Here is a 24,430-nt window from a genome sequence, read left to right on the forward strand (position 1 = left end):
ATTATATGAAGCTATTTTTTCGTCGCTTTAACGTTTTGCAAGTTGTCTTGGCAACGGCGGCATATATTACTAATTTTTCTTCGCAGCGCAACTTAAATTTCGAATCAATCGTTTAACTGCTTGTTCTTCACACGATCAAGCCCAGAAATTAGCCGATCAGACCAATTACTGGGCTTAAAAAGACTAAAGAGCAGATAAACGCTTCTGCGCTTGTTTCGCCGTATCAGTGTTAGGGAATTGCTTGATCACTTGCTGGTAAACCGCCTTGGCTTTATCGCCCTGGCCTTTTTCCTGCATGATCACCCCAACTTTATACATTGCATCTGCACTTTTCGGAGACTTTGGATAATTTTTTACAACAACAGCGTAGTAATACGCAGCATCATCTTTCTTACCCTTGTTGTAATACAACTGCCCTAACCAGTAGTTGGCGTTAGGCTGGTAAGTCGATTTTGGGTACTGTTTCACAAAGTGTTGAAAAGCAACGATCGCCTGATCGTACTGCTTCTTCTCAAGAGCCAGTGAAACTGCCGTGTTGTAGTCGCTGTTCTCATCACCACTGCTTGCCGGTGCGGCTGTATTAGCCGCTGCACCCGCCGCAGAATCAGAACCACCACCTGTCGCCGCACTCTCTGTCGACGCGCCAGCTGCAGCAGACGCAGAATTTTGCGCACCCTGCCCGCCCAGACTATCCATTTGCTGGTAGATCTGTTTTTGCCGTTCGACAATTTGATTTAGCTGATATTGGTTTTCTTGGATCTGACCACGCAAACTATCGATATCGCGCTGCGAATCGGACAGTTGTTGTTGGAGTTGAGTCAATAGCTGGCTGTGAGCGTTAGAAATACGCTCTAAAGATGTGACTCGATCTTCTACCGAGCCGGAGCCGACATTACTGATTGGCGCTTGGGCAGTAGCGGCCCATGGGACCGCTACGCCAACCAGTAACGACAGACTCAACAGGTGACGTCTGAAGTTACTGTTCATGCGATTCTCTTAGTAAACCAGAACTGCACGACGGTTTTTAGCGAATGCTGCTTCGTCGTGGCCCAGTACCGCTGGTTTTTCTTTACCGTAAGATACGATAGAGATTTGGTCAGCAGAAACGCCTTTGCCTTGCAGATACATTTTCACTGCGTTAGCACGACGCTCGCCCAAAGCGATGTTGTATTCTGGCGTGCCGCGTTCATCCGCGTGGCCTTCAACAACAACTTTGTAAGACGGGTTGCTACGCAGGAATGCAGCATGTGCATCCAGCATTTGAGCGAAGTCAGAAGCGATATCGTATTTATCGAAGCCGAAGTAAACGATATTGTTCTTTTGCAGTTCCTGCATCTGCAGACGAGCTTGCTCTTCTGAAGACAGGTTGCTGCTTTCTGTACCAGTGCCAGCGCCCATGCCAGATTGGTCATTGTTTGCGCTTTTGTTAGAACTACAAGCAGCGATAGCCAGAACTGGCAATGCCAACATCAGCCCTTTCAGCACTTTGTTCAGTTGCATCTCTTTGATCCTTTTTTATAGTTTGCCATACATACGTATTTACACATGCATCACAGATACGGCGACCAGGCAGGGAATTTTACCTGTCCATCAGTTGCCGGAAGACGCGCTTTGAAACGCCCATCAGTCGAGACCAGCTGTAACACGGAACCTAGCCCTTGAGTCGAGCTATAGATAACCATGGTGCCGTTAGGCGCGATACTAGGCGTTTCATCCAGGAACGTGTCCGTTAACACTTGAACGGCTCCCGTTTCTAGATCCTGTTTGGCGATGTGCTGGGTTCCACTGCTGGAGCTAACCAGTGCCAGGAACTTACCATCAGCGCTAACGTCCGCGTTCTGGTTCTGAGAACCTTCCCACGTGATACGCTGCGGCGCACCGCCGTTTATATTCACTTTATACACCTGCGGACGGCCACCCTGATCTGAGGTGTAAGCCAGATTCTGGCTGTCCGGGAACCAACTTGGCTCCGTATTGTTGCTACGGCCATCCGTTACCTGACTGATCTGGCCAGACGCCAGGTTCATCACGTAGAGATTCAGGCTACCGCTTTTAGACAAAGCGAACGCCAGTTTGGTACCGTCAGGTGAGAATGCTGGTGCACCGTTATGACGAGGGAAAGAAGCAACCTGTTTGATTGCGCCGTTCGCCAACGTTTGAATAACCAGTGCAGACTTGCCACTCTCAAATGTTACATAAGCAATTTTGCTGCCATCCGCCGACCAGGCCGGTGACATCAGTGGCTCAGGAGAACGGTGTACTACAAACTGATTGTAGCCATCGTAGTCTGAAACACGTAATTCATGCGGGAATTTGCCACCGTTAGTTTGCACTACATAGGCAATACGCGTACGGAACGCCCCTTTAATACCGGTCAGTTTTTCAAATACTTCATCACTGGCGGTATGGGCAGAATAACGTAACCATTGCTTGGTTATTTTATACTGATTCTGCGCCAAAATACTTCCCGCTGCACCTGCTGTATCAACTAATTGGTAAGAAACCAAATAGCTGCCATCAGCGCCCGGCTGTACCTGACCCACAACCACGGCATCAATGCCTAATGCAGTCCATGCCGCAGGCGTCACTTCCGCTGCGGTAGACGGCTGCTGCGGCATACGCGCCACGTCAATCGGGTTGAATTTGCCGCTGTTGCGTAAGTCTGCACCCACGATAGCGCCGATATCTTCAGGAGGCGTACCCGGCCCCATCCATTTGAACGGAACTACGCCGATCGGACGAGCAGAGTCCACCCCTTGGGTTATCTCAATGCGAACCTCTGCGTGTAACACAGATGCCCATAAAACTAAAAAGCCTAGTGCTACTCGAAATGCCTGCTTCATCTTGTCTCCCTTATCCGAGCGGAATGCCCGCGATAATTAGCAGAATTTTAACAAACCAACGCAAACAAAACTACATAATCCGTGGTTGATTAACAAACTTATACCCCGTTAATCAACACTTATTGTGGCTTAAAGGAAACCGGCGCATTCTTAAATACTTCGTAAACATCTTTACTCGGTGGTTTAGGAATCTTAGCCTGTTTCGCTGCGGCTATCGCGGCCTGACACAATGCAGGGTCGCCACCTTCCGCTTTTACGTCTATCAACAGACCGTCCGGTGCCAGTTTAATCCGGAGATCGCACGTGCGGCCTTTGTACAAGTCTGCATCATAAAACTTACTCTGAATCGCCGCAGTAATCTGGCCTAAATAGCCGCTGATTTCTGCACCCGACGCACCGCTTTTCTTGCCACCGCCTTTACCTGCTGCGGCTTCACCTGCGCCAGTACCACTTTTTGGCGCATTCTTGGATGACGCCAGGCCACCAAAGAGATCGTCAACATCCGTAGCACTCGCTGCTTCTGCTGCCGCCTTCTTCTTGGCGTCAGCCGCTTTTTTCGCATCTGCTGCGGCTTTCTTGGCATCAGCAGCAGCCTTTTTCTCAGCGTCGGCGGCAGCTTTCTTCTCTGCGGCTTCAGCGGCCTGCTGTTTAGCTTCTGTAGCGGCTTTTTCTGCGGCCTTCTTCGCATCTTCTGCCGCTTTCTTGGCGTCAGCCTCTGCCTGCTTCTTCGCTGCCGCCGCTACGGCAGCCTCTTTCTTCGCATCTGCTTCGGCTTTTTTCTTCGCGTCGGCGGCGGCTTTCACTACCTGCTCGGCTTCAGCTTTCGCTTTAGCAGCCGCAGCTTCGGCCTGCTTCTGTTCTTCTTTGGCTTTGGCTGCTGCCTCTGCCGCTTGTTTTTGCTGTTCGGCGGCCTGTTTTTGTTGCTCAGCCGCCGCTTTTTTCTGTTCTTCCGCCGACTGCTTGGCCTGTTCCTGTGCCTGTAGCCGCTCTTTTTCCAGCTCTTTCAGGCGCTGCTGCTCTGCGGCCTGCTGCTGTTGTAATTCTTCTGCCTGTTGTTCGGCTTTTTTCTTGCGCTGTTCTTCAGCGCGCTTCGCGTCAGCCTGCTGTGACTGCTGGCGATTATATTGCTGTGTTATCGCACCGGGATCGACCATCACGGCGTCAATCACTTCGCCGCCAGCTCCGCCGCCGCCCATTTCAGTCTTCTGCGTCAACGAGCCCCAAATTAGCAGGCCAATTAATATAATGTGCAGAACGACCGAAACAATAACGGCGCGATTCAACTTATCGTTTTGCTCGGTTGCCTTTCCCACGCTCGATTTCCACACTCGATATTCAAAAACAGGGTCAATGCCGATACAGCGATATTTCGCGCTTAATCGACATCAACACAGACTTAGATCGGCTGAGTCATCAGCCCAACCGAAGTAACGCCAGCCTGATGGAGCATATTCAGCGCCTTGATGATTTCATCATAAGGAACTTCTTTAGCACCACCGATCAAAAACACGGTTTTCGGATTGGCTTTTAGACGCGCCTGAGCTTCCGCAACAACCTGCTGCTCTGGCAACTGCTCCATCCGTTGATGATCGACCACCACCGTATATTGACCAACACCAGAAACTTCCACAATCACCGGCGGATTATCATCGCTGGATACCGTTTTCGAATCCGTAGCGTCAGGCAAATCAACCTCAACGCTTTGTGTAATGATGGGCGCTGTGGCCATAAAGATCAGCAGCAATACCAGCAATACGTCGAGCAAGGGCACAATGTTAATTTCAGACTTAAGCTCGCGACGTCTACGACCACGTACTCGCGCCATACAACCCCCTACTTATTTGCTCTCGGTGCTGGCGAAAGCCTGGCGATGCAGAATAGCAATGAACTCTTCCATAAAGTTGTCATAGTTCTGCTCAAGCTTGCTGACGTGCAGATTCAGGCGGTTATACGCCATTACCGCAGGGATTGCCGCAAACAGACCAATCGCCGTAGCAATCAGTGCCTCAGCAATACCCGGTGCAACCATTTGCAAAGTTGCTTGTTTCACTGCGCCCAAGGAGATAAAGGCGTGCATAATCCCCCATACGGTACCAAACAGACCGATATACGGGCTGATAGAACCGACGGTGCCCAGGAACGGGATATGGTTTTCCAACGCTTCCAGCTCGCGGTTCATCGAGATGCGCATAGCACGGGAGGCGCCGTCGATAACGGCTTCCGGCGCATGGCTGTTTGCGCGATGCAAACGAGCAAACTCTTTAAAACCAGAGTGGAAAATTTGCTCTGAGCCACCCAGACTATCGCGGCGCGCCTGACTTTCCTGATATAAACGGGAAAGCTCAATGCCGGACCAGAACTTGTCTTCAAAGGCTTCGGCATCACGAGTGGCAGCATTCAGAACGCGCGTTCGCTGAATGATAATTGCCCAAGACGCAATGGAAAAGCCCATCAGTACCAGCATGATAAGCTTAACGAATAGGCTCGCCTGCAGGAATAAATCCAGAATGTTCATGTCAGCCACTACTTAAACTCCGCGACAATAGACTTGGGAAGCGCTTTTGGCTTCATTTTGTGTAGATCGATACATGCGACCAATACTTCTGCACTACTCAGAAGATTGCCATGGGAATCGAAAATTCGTTGAGCAAACGAGAGAGAGGCCCCCCGCATTTCAGTAATTTCGCTCTCCACCTCTAGCATATCATCAAGACGTGCTGGAGAAAGATACTCTACCGTCATGCGTCGGACAGCGAAAGCAATATGCTCACTGAACAATTGCTGCTGGTGAAAATTGCGTTGGCGCAGCATTTCTGTGCGCGCCCTTTCGTAAAAGGCTACGTAGCGCGCATGGTAAACCACGCCACCAGCGTCGGTGTCTTCATAGTAGACACGAACCGGCCATCGAAATAACGTATTACTCACTCTACTTCCCAGTAATGCAATTAACGGACACACTATACTGAAGAGCGATTCGGTTTGGAATGACTTGCAAGGTGAGAACGAAAATAATTATGGGCCGAACGGCCCATAGGGATGATTAGCTGCAAGATTAGGCGAAAAAATGGAAAATTCCCGCGCCTAAGATCACAATTGCAGGAAGAGGCGAGAAAAAAGCTCTCAGCCATACCCGCTGCGGTCGAAAACCTACGCCATGGATGACCCCAGTACAGACAGCCCACACTAAAAACACCTCTTGCCAGACTTCTAACGAACTGGTGGCGGCGGCAAAGCGCGTCGGGTCCCAGAAAATACAGAAAGCCAGCGTGAAGGCGAGAATAAGTGAAAGGGCCCGCAGCGGGCCCTTATCCATTAAAGCGTACAACTTATCGGACAACATCTTCGCTGCCGTTTTTAGCGGCTTTCTTCTCCGCCGCATTGGCCTCACTCTGCTCTAGCGCCAGAGCAGTAATGATACCGAAGGAGCAGGCCAGAAGTGTTCCGAGAATCCAGGCAAAATACCACATGCTTTATGCTCCTTAGTACAGTGAGTGCTTGTTGTTTTCGATATATTCTTTATCGATACGACCGAACATCTTGTAGTAACACCAGCTGGTGTAGAGCAGGATGAGCGGCACAAAGATAATCGCAACAATGGTCATCACTTTCAGCGTCAGCAGGCTTGATGTCGCATCCCACATTGTCAGGCTAACGTTCGGCATGGTACTTGACGGCATAACGAACGGGAACATGGTAACCCCGGCAGTCAAAATCACACAGGCAATCGTCAGTGACGAGGAGATAAACGCCAACGCGCATTTTTCCATACGCGAGAACAGGATGGTGAACAGCGGCAGGATTATCCCTAACGCTGGCAGCGCCCACAGGCTTGGGTACTTGTTGAAGTTAATCAACCAGGCGCCCGCCTGATGTGCCACTTCTTTACGCATCGGGTTGGATTCCGCAGCGGTGTTCAGCGCTGAAGTAATCACAAAACCGTCGATACCTTTCACTACCCAGATACCCGCCAGCAGGAAGGCTACGCCCATCACTAACGCACAAATCTGTGCGGCAGCGCGGGAACGTAGATGAATTTCACCGCGGGTACGCATTTGCAGGTAGGTAGCACCCTGAGTCACCAACATGGCCAGACTGACTACGCCCGCCAACAGGCCGAACGGGTTCAGCAGTTGGAAGAAGTTGCCGGTGTAGAACAAGCGCATGTAGGTATCCATATGGAATGGAACACCTTGCAGCAGGTTACCAAAGGCGACGCCGAACACTACAGCAGGAACGAAGCTACCGATGAAGATGCCCCAGTCCCACATATTGCGCCAGCGGCTGCTTTCCAACTTCGAGCGGTAGTCAAAACCGACCGGACGGAAGAACAACGCAGCCAACACCAGAATCATCGCAATATAGAAACCGGAGAAGGCAGCGGCGTACACCATTGGCCACGCGGCAAACAGCGCACCACCGGCGGTAATCAACCAAACCTGGTTGCCATCCCAATGGGGAGCAATCGAGTTAATCATGACACGGCGTTCAGTATCGGTTTTACCGATAATGCGTAGCAGGATACCTACGCCCATATCAAAACCATCGGTGACGGCGAAACCTATCAGTAGCACACCAATCAGTAGCCACCAGATAAATCGTAATACTTCATAATCAAACATAAGTGGACTCCCGTTTACCGTGCTTCTTGCGCAGGCGCAGTCGGCTGTTCAAAGTGATAGCGGCCAGTTTTCAGGCTACTAGGCCCAAGGCGCGCAAATTTGAACATCAGGTACATTTCTGCGACCAGGAACAGCGTATACAGACCGCAAATCAGCGCCATGGAGAACAGAATATCCCCTGCTGTCACCGAAGAGTTGGCAATGGCAGTGGGCAGAACCTCACCGATTGCCCAAGGTTGACGGCCATACTCAGCCACAAACCAGCCAGACTCGATCGCGATCCAAGGTAATGGAATACCCCACAGCGCCAGACGGTGCAGCCATTTTTTCTCACCGATACGACCACGGCATACGTTGTAGAACGAGAGACCGATAATCAGCAACAGCAGGAAGCCACAGACCACCATGATGCGGAACGCGAAGTACAGCGGCAGAACTTTAGGAATAGAGTCTTTAGCTGCCAGTTGAATCTGCGCTTCGGTAGCGTCAGTTACGTTCGGCGTGTAACGCTTCAGCAACAGGCCATAACCCAGATCTTGCTTGGTTTTGTTGAACTCGGCACGAACAGCCGGATCGGTGTTACCCGCACGCAGTTCTTCCAGCAAACGATAAGCCTGAATACCATTACGGATACGGACTTCGTGCTGTGACATCAGATCGCGCAGGCCGGTCACCGGAGTATCCAATGAACGAGTGGCAATCAAGCCTAATGCATAAGGAATTTGAATGGCGAACGAGTTCTCCATTTTTTCCTGATTAGGAATAGCAAACAGCGTAAAGGCTGCCGGAGGCGGCTGGGTTTCCCATTCGGCTTCAATTGCAGCAAGTTTGGTTTTTTGTACGTCACCCATTTCGTAACCGGATTCATCACCCAGAACAATAACGGACAGCGTCGCGGCTAAACCAAAGCTGGCAGCGATAGCAAAGGAACGTTTGGCAAACGGAATATCACGGCCTTTCAACAGATAGTACGAGCTGATACCCAGAACAAACATCGCACCGGTAACATAACCAGCAGCAACGGTATGCACGAATTTAACCTGAGCAACCGGGTTCAGAACCAGCTCAGAGAAACTTAGCATTTCCATACGCATGGTTTCGAAGTTGAAATCCGCCGCAATTGGGTTTTGCATCCAACCGTTGGCAACCAGAATCCACAGGGCAGAGAAGTTAGACCCCAATGCAACCAGCCAAGTAACGGCCAGATGCTGATGTTTACTTAACCGATCCCAACCGAAGAAGAAGAGACCAACAAAAGTAGATTCCAGGAAGAACGCCATCAGACCTTCGATTGCCAGAGGGGCACCGAAGATATCACCGACGTAATGAGAGAAATATGACCAGTTAGTCCCGAACTGGAACTCCATAGTCAGACCCGTAGCGACCCCCAGAGCAAAGTTAATAGCAAATAACTTGCCCCAGAATTTGGTCATATCTTTATAGATTTGTTTGCCAGACAGTACGTAAACCGTTTCCATAATTGCCAGCATAAACGCCATACCCAGCGTTAGCGGGACAAATAGGAAATGGTACATAGCCGTTAAGGCAAACTGTAACCGTGACAGTTCGACAATATCAAACATCTTGACTCCTTGCTCCTCGCAGGAAGACTCCGACTTGCGGCAACGCGACCTCCGCTATAATTGGAAGTCTCATAACTACCAGCAGTGAATGCCCAAAAAAACACAACAAAAATAACAATATCAACTACCCAGTATTACACCGCGATAATAGTACGCTTCTAATCCCATACAATAAATAGGATTTTACGTGACCTGGCTTTGAGTTCTGGATACAGGTCAACAAACCAACTAATTATCGATAGCAGGACAAATTGATCCAGAACAATTTAAGCTCATATGAACATTATTGCCATATTGAAAACTTGATTTAGAACAATTTTCTTCTGGAGGTGTTAATTAATCGTTCAAATATTTTTATATAAACCTCCAGTGTTAAATAAATGTGATTTAATGGTTTAAGTAATGATTTATTTTTTCATTTTTCCGCGATCAAGATTAACTTTTTTAATTTATAATCTTCATGGTGAGTTGAATCACAACTTAACAATTTATATGAATATATTAATCGATTCTTGGGGAAGCGTTCGCTTGTGTTGCTATTTTGTTGCATCATAAAATTCGGTTACATGATGAAACATTGGCCCCTTCAAGAAGATTAAAATGAAAAAAATAGCGCTCGCCTCCTTACTTTGTATCAGCACCTCTTCCTCCTTCGCCGCTGAAACTGTCAACCTGACGATTTTAGGTACCTCCGATCTGCACGGCACCTTCGTTCCCTGGGACTATGCCAGCGACAGTGAAAATCTGGCCGGCAGCCTGAGCCAAATCGCCACGCAGGTGAAAAAAATCCGCGCCGAACAGCCCAATATCATTTTGGTTGACGCCGGTGATACCATTCAGGGCAACTTCGTGGAAACCTTTAAAAACGAGGCCGTCAGCCCGATGATGCTCGGTTTCAACGCCCTGAATTACGATGCTTGGGTGCTAGGTAATCACGAATTCGATTTCGGTCTGAAGGTTCTATCCACCTCTTTAAACCAGTTTAAAGGTACCGCTCTGGCGGGGAATATCTTCTGGGACAGCGGCAAGCCTTACCTGCCCTCTTATAAGATTATCGAACGCCAGGGCGTCAAAATCGGCATCATCGGTATGGATACGCCAATGACAGCGGAATTTGCCCAAGGTACCGATCGTATCAAGGGGCTGAATTTTACCGATCCTGTGCAAGAAGTTAAGAAGGTGATTCAACAAATTCAGCCGCAGGTCGACGCTATCGTGCTGGTTGCCCATATGGGGATTGATAACGAGAACCAGCGTCCCGGTACTGGCGTGGGGGACATTGCCAAAGCCAACCCGGAGCTAGCGGCCATAGTCGCGGGCCATATGCACGTCAAAATTGATAAGGCCGTAGTGAACGGCGTTATTATTACTGAACCGGATAAATATGGCCGCGCCCTTTCCCGTATCGATTTGCAATTTGAACAGCGGGATGGAAAATATCATTTAATCAATAAAGACAGTTATACCTACCCCATCAAAGGAATTCATTCCGATAAAGAACTTGAAGCTATTTATCAGCCTTATCACAGTATTTTGCGCGCCAATGCAAATCGGGTTATTGCGACCCTAAGCGGAGTAGACTTAGTGCCTAAAGATGAGATAAAAGGCATTCCGCAAGTACATATTCAGGATACCGGTATCAGTGCTCTGTTCCAGGAAGCCGCACGCCACTATGCGCCTAAAGCGCAAGTTATTGCCTTACAGATCGATAATGACCGAGCTAAATTAGATTTAGGTGAGATAAAAGCTAAAGATATTGCTTTTAACTACCAATACGCCGGCGGGGAAATAACGGTTTATCAGCTTACGGGTAAAGAACTGAAAAAATATATGGAGTGGTCAGCCGATTATTTCAATCAGGTTAAACCGGGCGATGTCACCTACAGTTTTAATCCGCAACGTCGCGCGTCTAAATATTCCACCAATGATTTCTTTGATGGCGTCACCTACACCATCGACCTACGCCAACCTGCGGGTTCACGTATCACCAATTTACGTTTTAACCATGGCGAAGCCGTTACCGATAGCACGCCAATTCGCTTAGGAATGAACAGCTATCGAATGGGACATTTGACTCAGAAAGGTGGTGTACTGGCGGGTCAGCAGTTCCCGGTACTTTCCGATACTAAGGCAGAATATGGCGAAGAGGACGGCACCATTCGTAATCTGACCATCCGTTATCTAACCGAGGTCAAACACGGTCAATACCAAGGAAAAACCGAGCAACGTTGGAAGCTGGTTGGATTGGAAGGTTATGAACCGCAGCGAGAAGTGGTGAAAAAGCTAATCAATGAAGGGAAAATAGCGGTTCCTACCACCGAAGACGGACGTTTTACCAATATCGCATCGATTAACGTTAAGGATAAGCTGTTTAGCGATAAAGCCAGCTATAACGCAGCGCTGGCGTCACTTCAGCAGCAGCTTGGCAACGCTAAAAGCGAGCAAGCTAAGCAGCAGGCACAAACGGATATGATACTGATTACCGCCCTGAATAATTTCTGATGCCCTCCCCTCTCTAACGGAGGGGAATTCTGCGATATCGGAAGGTTCACGCGGTTTCTTTATAAAAAAAAGGCCACCGGAAGGTGGCCAATATATGTCGAGCTAATCGTTATTTTTATCTATATCTAGACCTGTATGCCTCAAGCTGCCTCTGCGTTGGCTTAACCCGATCGCCCAAATCACTTAGTCGCCTAAACTCATCGGGTTCACCTGTCTACCCTCTTGCCGCCGCTCGAATGACTTAAGTCAGCTTACTGAGGTAAAACTTCTTTCACCGCGTCACCGATATCGGCCAGGCTACGAACTGTTTTCACGCCTGCCGCTTCCAGAGCCGCAAACTTGTCTTCAGCCGTACCTTTACCACCGGCAATGATGGCGCCAGCATGGCCCATACGTTTGCCTTTAGGCGCAGTCACACCGGCGATATAACCCACAACAGGTTTGGTGACGTGATCTTTGATGTAGGCTGCGGCTTCTTCTTCCGCGGTCCCGCCGATCTCACCGATCATCACAATCACTTCGGTTTGCGGATCTTCCTGGAACAGTTTCAGGATATCGATAAAGTTAGAGCCTGGGATCGGATCGCCACCAATACCGACGCAGCTTGATTGACCGAAGCCAATATCAGTCGTCTGCTTAACCGCTTCATAAGTCAGGGTACCCGAACGAGAAACGATGCCCACTTTGCCTGGCAGATGAATATGGCCTGGCATGATGCCGATTTTACATTCACCCGGGGTGATCACACCCGGACAGTTAGGACCGATCATGCGCACGCCGCTTTCTTCCAGTTTCACTTTGATAACCAGCATATCCAGCGTCGGGATACCTTCAGTGATACAGATAATCAGCTGAATGCCTGCGTCAATCGCCTCCAGGATGGAATCTTTACAGAACGGAGCCGGCACGTAGATAACCGAAGCGGTCGCACCGGTTGCTTCCACGGCTTCACGCACGGTATTAAATACCGGCAGACCCAGATGCTGAGTGCCGCCTTTGCCTGGCGTTACACCACCAACCATTTTAGTGCCGTAAGCAATCGCCTGTTCGGAGTGGAAAGTCCCTTGGCCGCCGGTGAAACCCTGGCAAATAACTTTGGTGTTTTTATTGATTAAAATAGACATTATTTACTCCCCACTGCCGCAACAACTTGCTGAGCCGCATCTGTCAGGCTGGTCGCAGCAATAATATTCAAGCCGCTGTCTGCCAGCTTTTTGGCACCCAACTCAGCGTTATTCCCTTCCAGACGAACAACAACCGGTACGTTAACACCCACTTCTGCTACCGCACCAATGATGCCGTCAGCAATCAGATCGCAACGTACGATACCGCCAAAGATATTGACCAGCACCGCTTTCACTTTGTCGTCGGACAGAATGATTTTAAAGGCTTCGGTTACGCGTTCTTTGGTTGCGCCGCCGCCAACGTCGAGGAAGTTAGCCGGTTCGCCGCCGTGCAGTTTCACGATGTCCATAGTACCCATCGCCAGACCTGCGCCGTTGACCATGCAGCCGATGTTGCCATCCAGCGCGACGTAGTTCAGTTCCCACTGCGCAGCCTGAGCTTCACGGGCGTCTTCCTGAGTCTGGTCACGCATTTCGCGCAGCTCTGGTTGACGGAACAGGGCATTACCGTCCGCACCCAGTTTGCCATCCAGACACACCAAATCACCTTGTTTGGTGATCACCAGCGGGTTGATCTCAACCATCGCCAGATCGCGTTCCAGGAACAGCGCTGCCAGACCCATAAAGATCTTGGTGAACTGGCTGACTTGTTTACCGGTTAGACCCAGTTTGAAGGCTAACTCACGGCCTTGGTATGGCTGCGGACCCGCCAGTGGATCCAGAGCAATTTTGTGGATCAGTTCCGGCGTTTCTTCCGCAACTTTCTCGATTTCAACACCGCCTTCGGTTGAAGCCATGAAGATCACACGACGAGAACCGCGATCGACTACAGCGCCCAGATACAGTTCTTTATCAATATCGGTCGCGGCTTCTACCAGAATCTGGTGTACCGGCTGGCCGTGGGCGTCAGTTTGGTAAGTGACCAACTGCTTGCCTAACCAGTGTTCCGCAAAAGCACGAATTTCTTCTTTGCTATTAACCAGCTTCACGCCGCCCGCTTTACCGCGACCGCCAGCATGAACCTGACATTTTACCACCCAAGGTGCGCTGCCGATTTTTGATGCGGCTTCTTCTGCTTCACGGGGTGTGGTACAGGCGTAACCGGTTGGAGCCGGCAGACCATACCGAGCAAACAGTTGTTTGGCCTGATATTCGTGTAAATTCATGATGTTCTATCCATTTAAGTCTGTAGACGGGACGAGCCCCGCAGTGTCTGGATAATGCCGACCCTGGGATCGACCGCAATTAGCACATAGGTTTTTGTTAACACATAGGTTTTTTAACACTAGATTTATGGCGTCAGGAGCCTGACAGATCGGGATATTCCCCAACCGTCAGGCAGCCTTTAACCGTTATCTTTTTTATACGTCGAGCAACAGGCGTGCTGGGTCTTCCAGCATCTCTTTCACCGTAACCAAATAGCCGACAGATTCACGGCCATCGATCAAACGGTGATCGTAAGAGAGCGCCAGGTACATCATTGGCAAGATCACTACCTGACCATTTACCGCCATTGGACGATCTTTAATGGCATGCATACCAAGGATCGCGCTTTGTGGTGGGTTAATGATCGGAGTCGACATCAAGGAGCCGAACACGCCGCCGTTGGTAATAGTGAAGTTACCGCCGGTCAGTTCTTCCACTTTCAGTTTGCCATCGCGGCCTTTAACAGCCAGTTCTTTGATTTTCTTCTCGATATCAGCCATGCCCAGTGTGTCTACATCACGCAGAACCGGTGTAACCAGGCCACGTGGAGTAGAAACAGCGATGCTAACGTCGAAGTAGTTGTGATAAACCACGTCTTCGCCATCGATAGAAGCGTTCACTTCTGGATAACGTTTCAGGGCTTCAACTACCGCTTTGATGTAGAAGGACATAAAGCCCAAACGTACACCGTGACGTTTTTCGAAAGCCTCACCGTACTGCTTGCGCAGATCCATGATCGGCTGCATGTTGATTTCGTTGAAAGTCGTCAACATGGCAGTGCTGTTTTTCGCTTCCAGCAGACGCTCGGCCACGCGTTTACGCAAGCGGGTCATTGGTACACGTTTTTCACTGCGGCTGCCCAATGCAGGTGCGGCAACTTCCACTTTGGCTTCGGCGGCTTTCGGCGCTGCCGGTTTGTTCGCCAGGTGTTGTTCCACGTCTTCACGGGTAATACGACCACCGACACCGCTGCCTTTAATAGCGCTGGCATCAAGAGAATGTTCTGCAATCAGGCGGCGAATCGCCGGGCTGAGGGCGTCATTGCTCTCTTCTTCCAAACTGGCGGTTTGACGTTGAGCAGGGGTGGATTCTTTGCTCTGGCTCTTCTCTTCTGTCGGTTTACCTGAGCTATCGCCCGGACGGATTCGACCCAGAATCTGGCGAGAAAGCACGGTTGCGCCTTCGTCTTCCAGAATAGAGTCCAGAATCCCTGCTTCGCTGGCGGGAACTTCAAGCACAACTTTGTCAGTTTCGATTTCTACCAGGACTTCGTCACGTTGAACGCTGTCGCCCGGTTTTTTATGCCAGGTGGCCACTGTCGCATCCGCGACGGATTCAGGTAGGTCAGGAACCAGAATATCTACGCTACTCATTATCTATCCCTTGTGTTTTAAACAATTAGCTATTCGACGTTCAACGCGTCATTAACCAAACTTTGCTGTTGTTTCTGGTGTACAGACATATAACCTACCGCCGGAGAGGCAGAGGCCGGACGGCCGGCATAGCGTAAAGAGGAACCAAAAGGAATCACTTCACGGAAGTTATGTTGGCTGCAATACCAGGCACCCTGGTTCAGAGGCTCTTCCTGACACCAGACAAAGTCATGAACGTGGGCATACTGTTCCAGAACCGCTTGAACTGCCTGATGCGGGAATGGATAAAGCTGCTCGATACGTACAATAGCGACATCTTTCTGATCGTTCTTGCGACGCTGTTCCAGCAGATCGTAGTAGACCTTGCCAGAGCACATCACTACGCGTTTCACCGCTTTCGGATCCAATTCGTCGATTTCACCGATTGCCGGCAGGAAAGTACCGTTAGCCAGTTCATCCAGAGAAGACACAGCCAACGGATGGCGCAGTAAGGATTTCGGTGACATGACGACCAGCGGACGGCGCATCCCACGCAGAGCCTGACGGCGCAGCATGTGGTAAACCTGAGCTGGCGTAGAAGGAATGCACACCTGCATATTTTGTTCGGCACACAGTTGCAGATAGCGTTCCAGACGGGCGGAGGAGTGCTCCGGACCCTGACCTTCGTAACCATGCGGCAACAGCATAACCAGACCACACATACGGCCCCATTTCTGCTCGCCGGAACTGATGAACTGATCGATAACCACCTGAGCACCGTTGGCAAAGTCACCGAACTGCGCTTCCCAGATAGTCAGGGTACGCGGTTCTGCGGTAGCGTAACCGTATTCGAAGGCCAGTACCGCTTCTTCTGATAGAACGGAATCCCAAACGGTGAAATCACCCTGACCGCTGTGAATATTTGCCAAAGGCACATACACCGAGCCGTTTTTCTGGTTATGAATCACTGCGTGACGGTGGAAGAAGGTACCGCGCCCCGCATCTTCACCGGAAAGACGAATCGGAATACCTTCATCTACCAGCGTGGCGTAGGCCAGAGTTTCAGCAGCGCCCCAATCGAACGGTTTGTTGCCTGCGGCCATTTCAGCGCGGTCACCGTAGATTTTCGCTACGCGAGACTGCATTTCGATAGCGTCCGGCGCCTGGCTGATACGACGCGCCAGCTCTTGCAGGCGTTTCATCTCAACTTTGCTCGGATATTCTTCATCCCACTCGTGGTTTAGATACGGTGACCAAGTGAAGGATTGCAGGTTCATCGGACGCCATTCTTCAACCACGCAATCTCCGTGATCCAACGCATCGCGATACAGGTTGACCATTTCCGTGGCATCTTCCAGGCTGGCAATTTTTTGCTCAGTCAGCTTGTCAGCATAGATTTTGCGCGGCGTCGGGTGTTTTTTGATCTTCTGATACATCACTGGCTGAGTTGCGCTTGGCTCATCGGCTTCGTTATGGCCGTGGCGGCGATAGCAGACCAGATCGATCATCACGTCACGTTTAAAGGTGTTACGGAAATCCAACGCCAGACGGGTTACAAACGCCACGGCTTCCGGATCATCAGCATTGACGTGGAAAATCGGCGCCTGCACCATTTTCGCGATATCGGTACAGTACTGCGTCGAACGGGCATCTTGCGGATTGGAAGTAGTGAAACCAATCTGGTTGTTGATGACGATGCGAACGGTGCCGCCAACTTCATAACCACGAGCCTGCGACATGTTCAGAGTTTCCTGAACCACGCCCTGACCGGTAATCGCCGCATCACCATGAATGGTGATTGGCAGAACCATATTGCTGCGAGCTTTATCCAGACGATCGCGGCGGGCGCGAACGGAACCGATGACAACCGGGCTAACGATTTCCAAATGAGACGGGTTAAAGGCCAGCGCCAGATGAACCAGGCCGCCTTCAGTTTCTACATCGGAGGAGAAACCCTGGTGATATTTAACGTCACCCGTACCCAGATGTTCTTTATGTTTACCGGCAAATTCATCGAACAAATCTTCCGGTTTTTTACCCAGCACGTTAATCAGGACGTTCAGGCGGCCACGGTGCGCCATCCCCAGTACGACTTCTCGAGTCCCGTTTTTACCTGCGTGACGGATCATCTCTTTCAACATGGTCACCAGCGAATCGCCGCCTTCCAGCGAGAATCGTTTGGCACCAGGGAATTTGGCTCCCAGATAACGCTCCAACCCTTCCGCAGCGGTCAGTTCGCTCAGGAAACGACGTTTCTCTTCATCACTGAACGTTGGTTTCCCTACGACAGATTCGATACGTTGCTGAATCCAGCGTTTCTCTTCAGTGTTGGTGATATGCATGTACTCGGCACCGATAGACCCGCAATAGGTCTGTTTCAGTGCGGCATACAGATCGGCCAACTTCATGGTTTCCTTGCCGATGGCAAAAGAACCCACGTTGAAGGTGTTCTGGAAGTCTGCTTCAGTCAGGTTGTGGTAAGCAGGATCGAGATCTGGCACCTCTTCCTGTTTCCATAAACCGAGGGGATCGAGATTAGCATGCTGATGGCCGCGGAAGCGGAAGGCGTTGATTAACTGCAACACCTTAACTTGCTTGGCATCAGTATCAGGATCGTTGATCGCGGAGTTATAACGGGTGGTATCTTTCGCTAGTCGACGGAAGTACTCACGCGTTTGAGAGTGGAATTGATCAGGTTTTACACCCGTAGAAGGTAGTTGTTGAAAAATCGAACGCCAACTATCATCAACGGAACCAGGATCTGTCAAATAATCTTCATAGAGCTGCTCTATGTAGGACTGGTTCGCGCCCGCCAGATAGGAGGAATCCAGCCAGGCCTTCATTGCGCCGTTCTGCATCATGATCCCTTAAGCTTTGAAGCTTCAGTTTTCGCCGTGGTTAACATATATACCGTGAAGTAAACGGTTTGCCGTAAAAACGGTTCACTCGACGTGCTCAATGCACGTTCTGCTATGGACCTTATCGGTCCCTTTCAAGGAACCTCTAGAAACAGACAACAGCGTCGGCTTTTAGAGATTCCCTACCTTTATTATCACCCGGGAAAATTATTCCCCGGGTTTATAAACTCACATCATGCACTTCGTTGCAACAACATAGACTTAATATGGCCTATTGCGCGAGTAGGATTAAGGCCTTTTGGGCAAACACTCACACAATTCATAATACTGTGACAACGGAAGACACTGAAAGCATCGTTAAGGTCGTCTAAACGCGACTGCGTTTCAGTATCACGGCTGTCGATCAGGAAGCGATAAGCAGCGAGTAAACCAGCAGGTCCAACGAACTTATCCGGGTTCCACCAGAACGACGGGCAAGAGGTTGAGCAGCAGGCGCACAGGATACATTCGTACAGACCATCCAGTTTTGCCCTCTCTTCCGGAGATTGCAGATGCTCACGCGCCGGTGGGTTTTTGCCGTCATTAAGCAGGTAAGGCTTAATTTTTTCGTATTGGGTGTAGAACTGGCCCATATCGACCACTAAATCACGCACCACAGGCAAACCCGGCAACGGGCGAATAACAATCTTCTTACGACCATTGGTTAACGCCGAAACCGGCGTAATACAGGCCAGGCCGTTTTTACCGTTCATGTTCAATCCGTCTGAGCCGCACACGCCCTCACGACAGGAGCGACGGAAAGACAGGGTAGGATCTTGTTCTTTCAGCTGAATTAGCGCATCCAGCAGCATCATATCCCGGCCTTCTTCCGCTTCCAGGCTGTAATCCTGCATATGCGGCGCATCATCAACGTCCGGGTTATAACGATAAATCGAAAATTCGAGTTTCATGACTCACTCCTCCGCAACGGGTTAACTCGGCAAACGCGTTAGTAAGAACGCACTTTCGGCGGGAACGCCGCGCGTAGCTTCGGCTGCATGTTCACCTCACGGCGGGTCATGCTCTCGGTTTGCGGTAGATACAACGAGTGGCACAGCCAGTTCGCATCGTCACGCTCCGGGAAGTCGAAACGGCTATGAGCACCGCGACTTTCGGTTCGGAAGTTTGCGGACACCGCTGTGGAAAACGCTGTTTCCATCAAGTTTTCCAGTTCCAGACATTCGATACGCTGGGTGTTAAATTCGCTGGAAGTGTCGTCCAGACGCGCATTTTTCAGGCGTTCACGAATCACTTTCAGTTCTTCCAACCCTTTTGCCATGGCATCACCTTCACGGAATACCGAGAAGTTATGCTGCATACAAGATTGTAAGGCTTTACGGATTTCCACCGGATCTTCACCGCTTGGCGTGTTATTCCAACGGTTCATACGATCCAACGAGGCTTCAATATCCGAATCGCTGGCATCACGGCTTGGCCCTTGCTCCATTAAGGATTCCTGCAAGTGCATTCCGGCGGCTCGACCAAATACCACCAGATCCAGCAGCGAGTTGCCGCCCAGACGGTTTGCACCATGGACGGATACGCAGGCAATCTCACCGACGGCAAACAGACCCGGAATCACGACGTCTTCGCCTTTTTCATTCACGGTAATCGCCTGACCGGTCACTTTGGTCGGAATACCGCCCATCATATAGTGGCAGGTAGGAATAACCGGAATCGGCTCTTTAACCGGATCAACGTGAGCAAAGGTGCGGGATAATTCCAGAATGCCCGGCAGACGGGACTCCAGAACATCTTTACCCAAATGATCCAGTTTCAGCTTGGCGTGTGGGCCCCAAGGACCGTCACAGCCACGACCTTCACGAATTTCGATCATGATGGAACGGGCTACTACGTCGCGACCGGCCAAATCTTTAGCGTTTGGCGCATAGCGTTCCATAAAGCGTTCACCGTGTTTGTTCAGCAGATAACCGCCTTCACCACGACAGCCTTCGGTCACCAGTACGCCAGCACCCGCGATGCCCGTAGGGTGGAATTGCCACATTTCCATGTCCTGCACCGGAACGCCGGCACGCAGAGCCATGCCGACGCCGTCGCCGGTATTAATGTGAGCATTGGTTGTGGACTGGTAAATACGCCCTGCTCCGCCGGTAGCCAATACCGTCGCGCGAGCTTTGAAATAAACCACTTCGCCGGTTTCGATACAGATTGCGGTACAGCCGACAAAGGCGCCATCCTGATTCTTCACCAAATCCAGCGCATACCACTCGGAGAAGATAGTGGTATGGTTTTTCAGGTTTTGTTGATAAAGGGTGTGCAACAGCGCATGGCCGGTACGGTCAGCCGCCGCAGCGGTACGTGCCGCCTGACCGCCGCCGAAGTTCAGTGATTGGCCACCAAACGGGCGCTGATAAATGGAGCCATCTTCCAGACGAGAGAACGGCAGCCCCATGTGTTCGAGTTCCAGCACCGCTTCCGGGCCGGTTTTACACATATATTCAATGGCGTCCTGGTCACCGATATAATCGGAGCCTTTCACCGTGTCGTACATATGCCATTCCCAGTTATCTTCGTGGGTGTTACCCAGCGCAACGGTAATACCGCCCTGCGCAGATACCGTATGAGAACGGGTTGGGAAAACTTTGGAAATCAGGGCGCAAGACAACCCCATTTGAGAAATCTGCAAGGCTGCGCGCATACCTGCGCCACCTGCACCAATAACAACAGCGTCAAACTCTCTGACTGGCAGTTTCATTTAAGCTCCCCACACCACAATAGTTCCGTACAGTAAGTAAACCAATAACGTAATCACCACGACCAGCTGTAAGACCAGACGCAACGCTAATGGCTTTATATAGTCCGTTAATACCTGCCACAGCCCGATCCACGCGTGAGCAAGAATCGACAGCAGCGTCAGCAAGGTAAAGACTTTGGTGATGGAAGAGGCGAAGAAGCCACGCCAGATTTCGTAGGTGATGTCCGGGGCAATGGCAACAAAGCCCAGGATGTAGAGTACATATAGGGTAATGACGATCGCAGACGCGCGCAGAAGCAGCCAGTCGTGTACACCATTACGCCCTAACGCAGAAGCATTGCTTACCATACCAGGACTCCAGCCAGAACTGACAGCACCAGGGTGATGCCCATCGCCACTTGGGCAGAACGGGTACCCGCCGCTAAACTTTCTTCGAGATAGCCAAAATCCATTAATACGTGGCGGATGCCCACGACAATGTGATAGGCCAGCGCAGTGAGAATTCCCCAGAAGATGAATTTAACAATAAAGCTATTCATGATGGCGGAGGCCTGCAGGAATCCCTCGTAGGACGAGAGAGACAGACCCAGTAGCCAGAGGAGGATACCCACAGCAACGAAGGTAATGACGCCAGAGACTCGATGTAAGATGGACGCTATCGCAGTAACAGGAAATCGGATGGTTTGCAGATCCAAGTTAACAGGTCTTTGTTTTTTCACGGTTTTGCCCACACAGCTCTTATTATTTTCCTTCCTCCGGCCTGGGCGGGGATCAGACAGCGTTATGAGTCGTAACCCTTCACATCACAAATTTCACATTACGTCCTGAGTGTCAAAAAATGTGTGCTCTGTATAACGCTGGGTGCTCCTACTTCAGGGTAATCCGGAGACCTGGCGGCAGTATAGGGGGTTCACATTCTTATTACAATTCCCACACAAACTGATTGATAACATTTGCCTTGAACAGTGATTAGGATCACGATTTACACAATTTAAATAAAATTAATTATCTGATTTGACAAAGAATAAACATTTCCATTACAACTAAGGGATAAATAAGCCCTATGATGCACGAAAGGTCTACGGATACACTTCCTTATGGACATAAGTTGTGCAACAGTGTGTAAGTAAATACCCCTAATAATCTCGTAGGCAATGATTAGAAAAATATAAGTATCCGACAAATCGTTAACAATCACGTAACGTCGCCTGACACTCCAACGTGCCGGATTGTTGGTTCTATTAGCAACATGCTCTGTACCCTAAATCGCGACTTGAACGATGAATAAAACAGGGTGCTGCTGATAACCGATAAGGCATGCCGCAGGCACAAAAGACATTACGGTTGTTAAGGATTTTAAAATATAGCGCTAAGGAGACTGTAAATGGCTGACAAGAAAGCGACGCTAACTTTGACTGGCGAAGCTACGATTGAACTGGGCGTACTATCCCCGACTTTGGGTACCGATGTTATCGACGTACGAACCTTAGGTTCCAAAGGCTATTTCACCTTTGATCCCGGTTTTACCTCCACTGCGTCCTGCGAATCAAAAATCACCTACATCGACGGTGATAACGGTATTTTGCTGCACCGTGGCTTCCCAATCGATCAGTTAGCGAAAGAATCTACCTATCTGGAAGTGTGCTATATCTTGCTGTACGGCGAAACGCCAACGCCGGAAGAATACGCCACGTTTAAAACTACCGTGACCCGTCACACCATGATCCATGAGCAGATTACCCGACTGCTGCAAGGCTTCCGCCGTGACTCTCATCCAATGGCCGTACTTTGCGGCGTGACAGGCGCACTGGCTGCCTTCTACCACGATGCACTGGATGTTAACAACGAGCGTCACCGCGAAATTACCGCTTTCCGTTTGCTGTCCAAAATGCCAACGGTTGCCGCAATGTGTTACAAATATTCCCTAGGCCAGCCTTTCGTTTATCCACGTAACGATCTGTCCTACGCCGGTAACTTCCTGCACATGATGTTCTCTACTCCATGTGAAGAATACAAAGTGAATCCGGTATTGGAACGCGCAATGGATCGCATCTTCATCCTGCACGCTGACCATGAACAAAACGCCTCCACATCTACCGTGCGTACCGCCGGTTCTTCCGGCGCTAACCCGTTTGCCTGTATTGCTGCCGGGATTGCGTCCCTGTGGGGACCGGCTCACGGTGGCGCGAACGAAGCCTGCCTGAAGATGCTGGAAGAAATCAAAACCGTTGAGCACATTCCTGAATTTATCCGTCGCGCCAAAGACAAAAATGACTCCTTCCGTCTGATGGGCTTCGGTCATCGGGTGTATAAAAACCACGATCCACGCGCTACCGTGATGCGTGAGACTTGCCATGAAGTGTTGAAAGAACTCAACCTGAATGACAACCTGCTGGAAGTGGCGATGGAGCTGGAACGTATCGCCCTGAATGACCCGTACTTCATCGAGAAGAAACTGTACCCGAACGTAGATTTCTACTCAGGTATCATCCTGAAAGCGCTGGGTATTCCTTCCTCCATGTTTACCGTGATCTTTGCTATCGCCCGTACCATAGGCTGGATTGCTCACTGGAACGAAATGCATGATGAAGGCCTGAAAATCGCTCGTCCTCGCCAGCTGTACACCGGCTACGCAGAACGCGATTTCACTAGCCAAATCAAGAAGTAAATTGACTCCCGTCGCGCACTGAATCTAGGCGCGACCCGATCATCAAACGCCACTTTTCAGTGGCGTTTTTTATGGCTGAAAAACGCGTTTTATCATTGATAATTAATGCTGACAGGCCGGACACCAATAGAAAGGACGCGAAGAAATAGCAATTTTTTCAATCGGCTCACCGCAGCGCGCGCAAGGCTGGCCGGTACGATTGAAGACCTTGAAACGGAATAATGCGCCGTGATGATGATTTTCATCCACTACGCCGCGCGTCGCGTAGGAAAGGCGTGGCACCGCCAATAAGGCCGAAGCCAACGCCTGCAATGCCTCTGGGGTGAGATCCTGCGGTTTATTCGTTGGTGCCAACGCCGCCATCCACAGAATTTCTGCGCGTAAATAATTGCCTAATCCCGCCAAAAATGCCTGATCCAATAGCATTCCGCCCAATTGCCGACGGCAAAACTGCGGCGACAATAACCGCGCAATCACGTCATTTTCCGTGAGCGCCATATCCAGCACATCTGGGCCAATACGCTGCAAAAAGGGATGCTGTTCAATCACTTCACGCGGCCCAATCTCTATATCAGAGGCGCTGTAGAGCAAAATGGCCTGGTCGGCCGTTTCCAGTCGTATTCGCAGATCTCGCTTAGTCTGTGGCGTTTCTCCCGCTTTAACCACTCGCCAGACTCCGTACAGCTGATTATGGCTATACAGCGTCAATCCATCGGAGAAATGCGTCAACAATGCTTTGCCCCGAGTTTGTATTTCATTGACCTGCTGATTAAGCAGCAAAGATTGATAAGGCTTGAGCTGAGGAAAAGCAAACCACACCTGTTTCAACGGCTTGCCTATCACCGCCTCGGCAAGTTTATCCGCAGCGCGACGAATTTCCGGGCCTTCCGGCATTCTGCTCCTCCTTAAAACGACAAAGC

At 50.3% G+C, this 24,430-nt stretch carries 22 protein-coding genes; 2 read left to right on the forward strand and 20 right to left on the reverse strand.

What is annotated here, in order from left to right:
- Positions 1–183 precede the first annotated feature (183 nt).
- The 11 genes from cpoB to cydA all read right to left on the reverse strand — a co-directional run bounded on the left by cpoB (position 184) and on the right by cydA (position 9,045).
- Positions 184–987, reverse strand: coding sequence for a cell division protein CpoB (cpoB, locus tag ACQ4OC_RS17440; protein WP_120806545.1), 804 nt, complete (start codon positions 985–987; stop codon positions 184–186).
- A gap of 9 nt (positions 988–996) precedes the next feature.
- Entirely contained in the window at positions 997–1,500 is a 504-nt protein-coding gene (gene pal / locus ACQ4OC_RS17445) for a peptidoglycan-associated lipoprotein Pal (RefSeq protein ID WP_004722151.1), read from the reverse strand.
- 50 nt (positions 1,501–1,550) lie between these two features.
- A complete protein-coding gene (gene tolB / locus ACQ4OC_RS17450) occupies positions 1,551–2,843 on the reverse strand; it encodes a Tol-Pal system beta propeller repeat protein TolB (RefSeq protein WP_049596717.1) in 1,293 nt (430 codons plus the stop codon).
- Between the two features lie 119 nt (positions 2,844–2,962).
- Positions 2,963–4,156: a cell envelope integrity protein TolA gene (gene tolA, locus ACQ4OC_RS17455; protein ID WP_064512535.1), complete on the reverse strand. Its 1,194-nt coding sequence runs from the start codon at positions 4,154–4,156 to the stop codon at positions 2,963–2,965.
- A gap of 83 nt (positions 4,157–4,239) precedes the next feature.
- Entirely contained in the window at positions 4,240–4,668 is a 429-nt protein-coding gene (gene tolR / locus ACQ4OC_RS17460) for a colicin uptake protein TolR (RefSeq protein WP_049596719.1), read from the reverse strand.
- A gap of 12 nt (positions 4,669–4,680) precedes the next feature.
- Positions 4,681–5,367, reverse strand: coding sequence for a Tol-Pal system protein TolQ (gene tolQ / locus ACQ4OC_RS17465; protein WP_049596720.1), 687 nt, complete (start codon positions 5,365–5,367; stop codon positions 4,681–4,683).
- On the reverse strand, positions 5,367–5,768 hold the full coding sequence (gene ybgC / locus ACQ4OC_RS17470; protein WP_064512534.1) for a tol-pal system-associated acyl-CoA thioesterase: 402 nt from the start codon (positions 5,766–5,768) through the stop codon (positions 5,367–5,369). The genes tolQ and ybgC overlap by 1 nt, the downstream gene beginning before the upstream one ends.
- A gap of 127 nt (positions 5,769–5,895) precedes the next feature.
- Entirely contained in the window at positions 5,896–6,183 is a 288-nt protein-coding gene (ybgE, locus tag ACQ4OC_RS17475; protein WP_049596722.1) for a cyd operon protein YbgE, read from the reverse strand.
- A complete protein-coding gene (gene cydX, locus ACQ4OC_RS17480) occupies positions 6,170–6,310 on the reverse strand; it encodes a cytochrome bd-I oxidase subunit CydX (protein WP_049596723.1) in 141 nt (46 codons plus the stop codon). Before cydX ends, ybgE begins: the two co-directional genes overlap by 14 nt.
- A 12-nt stretch (positions 6,311–6,322) precedes the next feature.
- A complete protein-coding gene (gene cydB / locus ACQ4OC_RS17485) occupies positions 6,323–7,462 on the reverse strand; it encodes a cytochrome d ubiquinol oxidase subunit II (protein WP_120806547.1) in 1,140 nt (379 codons plus the stop codon).
- Positions 7,463–7,476: 14 nt separating this feature from the next.
- Positions 7,477–9,045, reverse strand: coding sequence for a cytochrome ubiquinol oxidase subunit I (gene cydA / locus ACQ4OC_RS17490; RefSeq protein WP_049596725.1), 1,569 nt, complete (start codon positions 9,043–9,045; stop codon positions 7,477–7,479).
- Between the two features lie 600 nt (positions 9,046–9,645).
- On the opposite strand from cydA, the gene ACQ4OC_RS17495 reads away from it, so the two are divergent.
- Complete coding sequence (locus tag ACQ4OC_RS17495) at positions 9,646–11,547, forward strand: 5'-nucleotidase C-terminal domain-containing protein (RefSeq protein WP_064512530.1); 1,902 nt, start codon at positions 9,646–9,648, stop codon at positions 11,545–11,547.
- 251 nt (positions 11,548–11,798) lie between these two features.
- On the opposite strand, the gene sucD is transcribed toward ACQ4OC_RS17495, so the two are convergent.
- The 8 genes from sucD to sdhC form a co-directional block, all read right to left on the reverse strand.
- Positions 11,799–12,671: a succinate--CoA ligase subunit alpha gene (sucD, locus tag ACQ4OC_RS17500; RefSeq protein ID WP_064512527.1), complete on the reverse strand. Its 873-nt coding sequence runs from the start codon at positions 12,669–12,671 to the stop codon at positions 11,799–11,801.
- On the reverse strand, positions 12,671–13,837 hold the full coding sequence (sucC, locus tag ACQ4OC_RS17505) for an ADP-forming succinate--CoA ligase subunit beta (RefSeq protein ID WP_064512525.1): 1,167 nt from the start codon (positions 13,835–13,837) through the stop codon (positions 12,671–12,673). The genes sucD and sucC overlap by 1 nt, the downstream gene beginning before the upstream one ends.
- Positions 13,838–14,032: 195 nt before the next feature.
- Complete coding sequence (odhB, locus tag ACQ4OC_RS17510; RefSeq protein ID WP_120806549.1) at positions 14,033–15,250, reverse strand: 2-oxoglutarate dehydrogenase complex dihydrolipoyllysine-residue succinyltransferase; 1,218 nt, start codon at positions 15,248–15,250, stop codon at positions 14,033–14,035.
- A gap of 29 nt (positions 15,251–15,279) precedes the next feature.
- Positions 15,280–18,087 (reverse strand): 2-oxoglutarate dehydrogenase E1 component, encoded by a 2,808-nt coding sequence (gene sucA, locus ACQ4OC_RS17515; RefSeq protein ID WP_064512521.1) that lies wholly within the window; start codon positions 18,085–18,087, stop codon positions 15,280–15,282.
- Positions 18,088–18,320: 233 nt separating this feature from the next.
- Positions 18,321–19,037, reverse strand: a complete 717-nt coding sequence (locus tag ACQ4OC_RS17520) for a succinate dehydrogenase iron-sulfur subunit (RefSeq protein ID WP_049596731.1) — start codon at positions 19,035–19,037, stop codon at positions 18,321–18,323.
- Between the two features lie 38 nt (positions 19,038–19,075).
- Positions 19,076–20,842: a succinate dehydrogenase flavoprotein subunit gene (sdhA, locus tag ACQ4OC_RS17525; RefSeq protein ID WP_064512519.1), complete on the reverse strand. Its 1,767-nt coding sequence runs from the start codon at positions 20,840–20,842 to the stop codon at positions 19,076–19,078.
- A complete protein-coding gene (sdhD, locus tag ACQ4OC_RS17530; protein ID WP_064512517.1) occupies positions 20,843–21,190 on the reverse strand; it encodes a succinate dehydrogenase membrane anchor subunit in 348 nt (115 codons plus the stop codon). It abuts the gene before it with no gap.
- Entirely contained in the window at positions 21,184–21,573 is a 390-nt protein-coding gene (gene sdhC, locus ACQ4OC_RS17535) for a succinate dehydrogenase cytochrome b556 subunit (protein WP_064512515.1), read from the reverse strand. Before sdhC ends, sdhD begins: the two co-directional genes overlap by 7 nt.
- Before the next feature lie 653 nt (positions 21,574–22,226).
- Here sdhC and ACQ4OC_RS17540 point away from each other — a divergent pair.
- Complete coding sequence (locus ACQ4OC_RS17540; protein WP_064512513.1) at positions 22,227–23,510, forward strand: citrate synthase; 1,284 nt, start codon at positions 22,227–22,229, stop codon at positions 23,508–23,510.
- 102 nt (positions 23,511–23,612) lie between these two features.
- Here ACQ4OC_RS17540 and nei read toward each other — a convergent pair whose 3' ends face one another.
- A complete protein-coding gene (nei, locus tag ACQ4OC_RS17545) occupies positions 23,613–24,404 on the reverse strand; it encodes an endonuclease VIII (RefSeq protein WP_430971458.1) in 792 nt (263 codons plus the stop codon).
- Positions 24,405–24,430 lie beyond the last annotated feature (26 nt).

Source organism: Yersinia sp. J1, assembly GCF_050586585.1.
Taxonomy (GTDB): domain Bacteria; phylum Pseudomonadota; class Gammaproteobacteria; order Enterobacterales; family Enterobacteriaceae; genus Yersinia; species Yersinia entomophaga.

Bases quoted from the DNA above. Each gene is read 5' to 3' on its own strand.
- cpoB (WP_120806545.1), bottom strand. From the start codon at position 987: ATGAACAGTAACTTCAGACGTCACCTGTTGAGTCTGTCGTTACTGGTT.
- pal (WP_004722151.1), bottom strand. From the start codon at position 1,500: ATGCAACTGAACAAAGTGCTGAAAGGGCTGATGTTGGCATTGCCAGTT.
- tolB (WP_049596717.1), bottom strand. From the start codon at position 2,843: ATGAAGCAGGCATTTCGAGTAGCACTAGGCTTTTTAGTTTTATGGGCA.
- tolR (WP_049596719.1), bottom strand. From the start codon at position 4,668: ATGGCGCGAGTACGTGGTCGTAGACGTCGCGAGCTTAAGTCTGAAATT.
- ybgE (WP_049596722.1), bottom strand. From the start codon at position 6,183: ATGTTGTCCGATAAGTTGTACGCTTTAATGGATAAGGGCCCGCTGCGG.
- cydX (WP_049596723.1), bottom strand. From the start codon at position 6,310: ATGTGGTATTTTGCCTGGATTCTCGGAACACTTCTGGCCTGCTCCTTC.
- cydB (WP_120806547.1), bottom strand. From the start codon at position 7,462: ATGTTTGATTATGAAGTATTACGATTTATCTGGTGGCTACTGATTGGT.
- cydA (WP_049596725.1), bottom strand. From the start codon at position 9,045: ATGTTTGATATTGTCGAACTGTCACGGTTACAGTTTGCCTTAACGGCT.
- ACQ4OC_RS17495 (WP_064512530.1), top strand. From the start codon at position 9,646: ATGAAAAAAATAGCGCTCGCCTCCTTACTTTGTATCAGCACCTCTTCC.
- sucD (WP_064512527.1), bottom strand. From the start codon at position 12,671: ATGTCTATTTTAATCAATAAAAACACCAAAGTTATTTGCCAGGGTTTC.
- sucC (WP_064512525.1), bottom strand. From the start codon at position 13,837: ATGAATTTACACGAATATCAGGCCAAACAACTGTTTGCTCGGTATGGT.
- odhB (WP_120806549.1), bottom strand. From the start codon at position 15,250: ATGAGTAGCGTAGATATTCTGGTTCCTGACCTACCTGAATCCGTCGCG.
- sucA (WP_064512521.1), bottom strand. From the start codon at position 18,087: ATGCAGAACGGCGCAATGAAGGCCTGGCTGGATTCCTCCTATCTGGCG.
- ACQ4OC_RS17520 (WP_049596731.1), bottom strand. From the start codon at position 19,037: ATGAAACTCGAATTTTCGATTTATCGTTATAACCCGGACGTTGATGAT.
- sdhA (WP_064512519.1), bottom strand. From the start codon at position 20,842: ATGAAACTGCCAGTCAGAGAGTTTGACGCTGTTGTTATTGGTGCAGGT.
- sdhD (WP_064512517.1), bottom strand. From the start codon at position 21,190: ATGGTAAGCAATGCTTCTGCGTTAGGGCGTAATGGTGTACACGACTGG.
- ACQ4OC_RS17540 (WP_064512513.1), top strand. From the start codon at position 22,227: ATGGCTGACAAGAAAGCGACGCTAACTTTGACTGGCGAAGCTACGATT.
- nei (WP_430971458.1), bottom strand. From the start codon at position 24,404: ATGCCGGAAGGCCCGGAAATTCGTCGCGCTGCGGATAAACTTGCCGAG.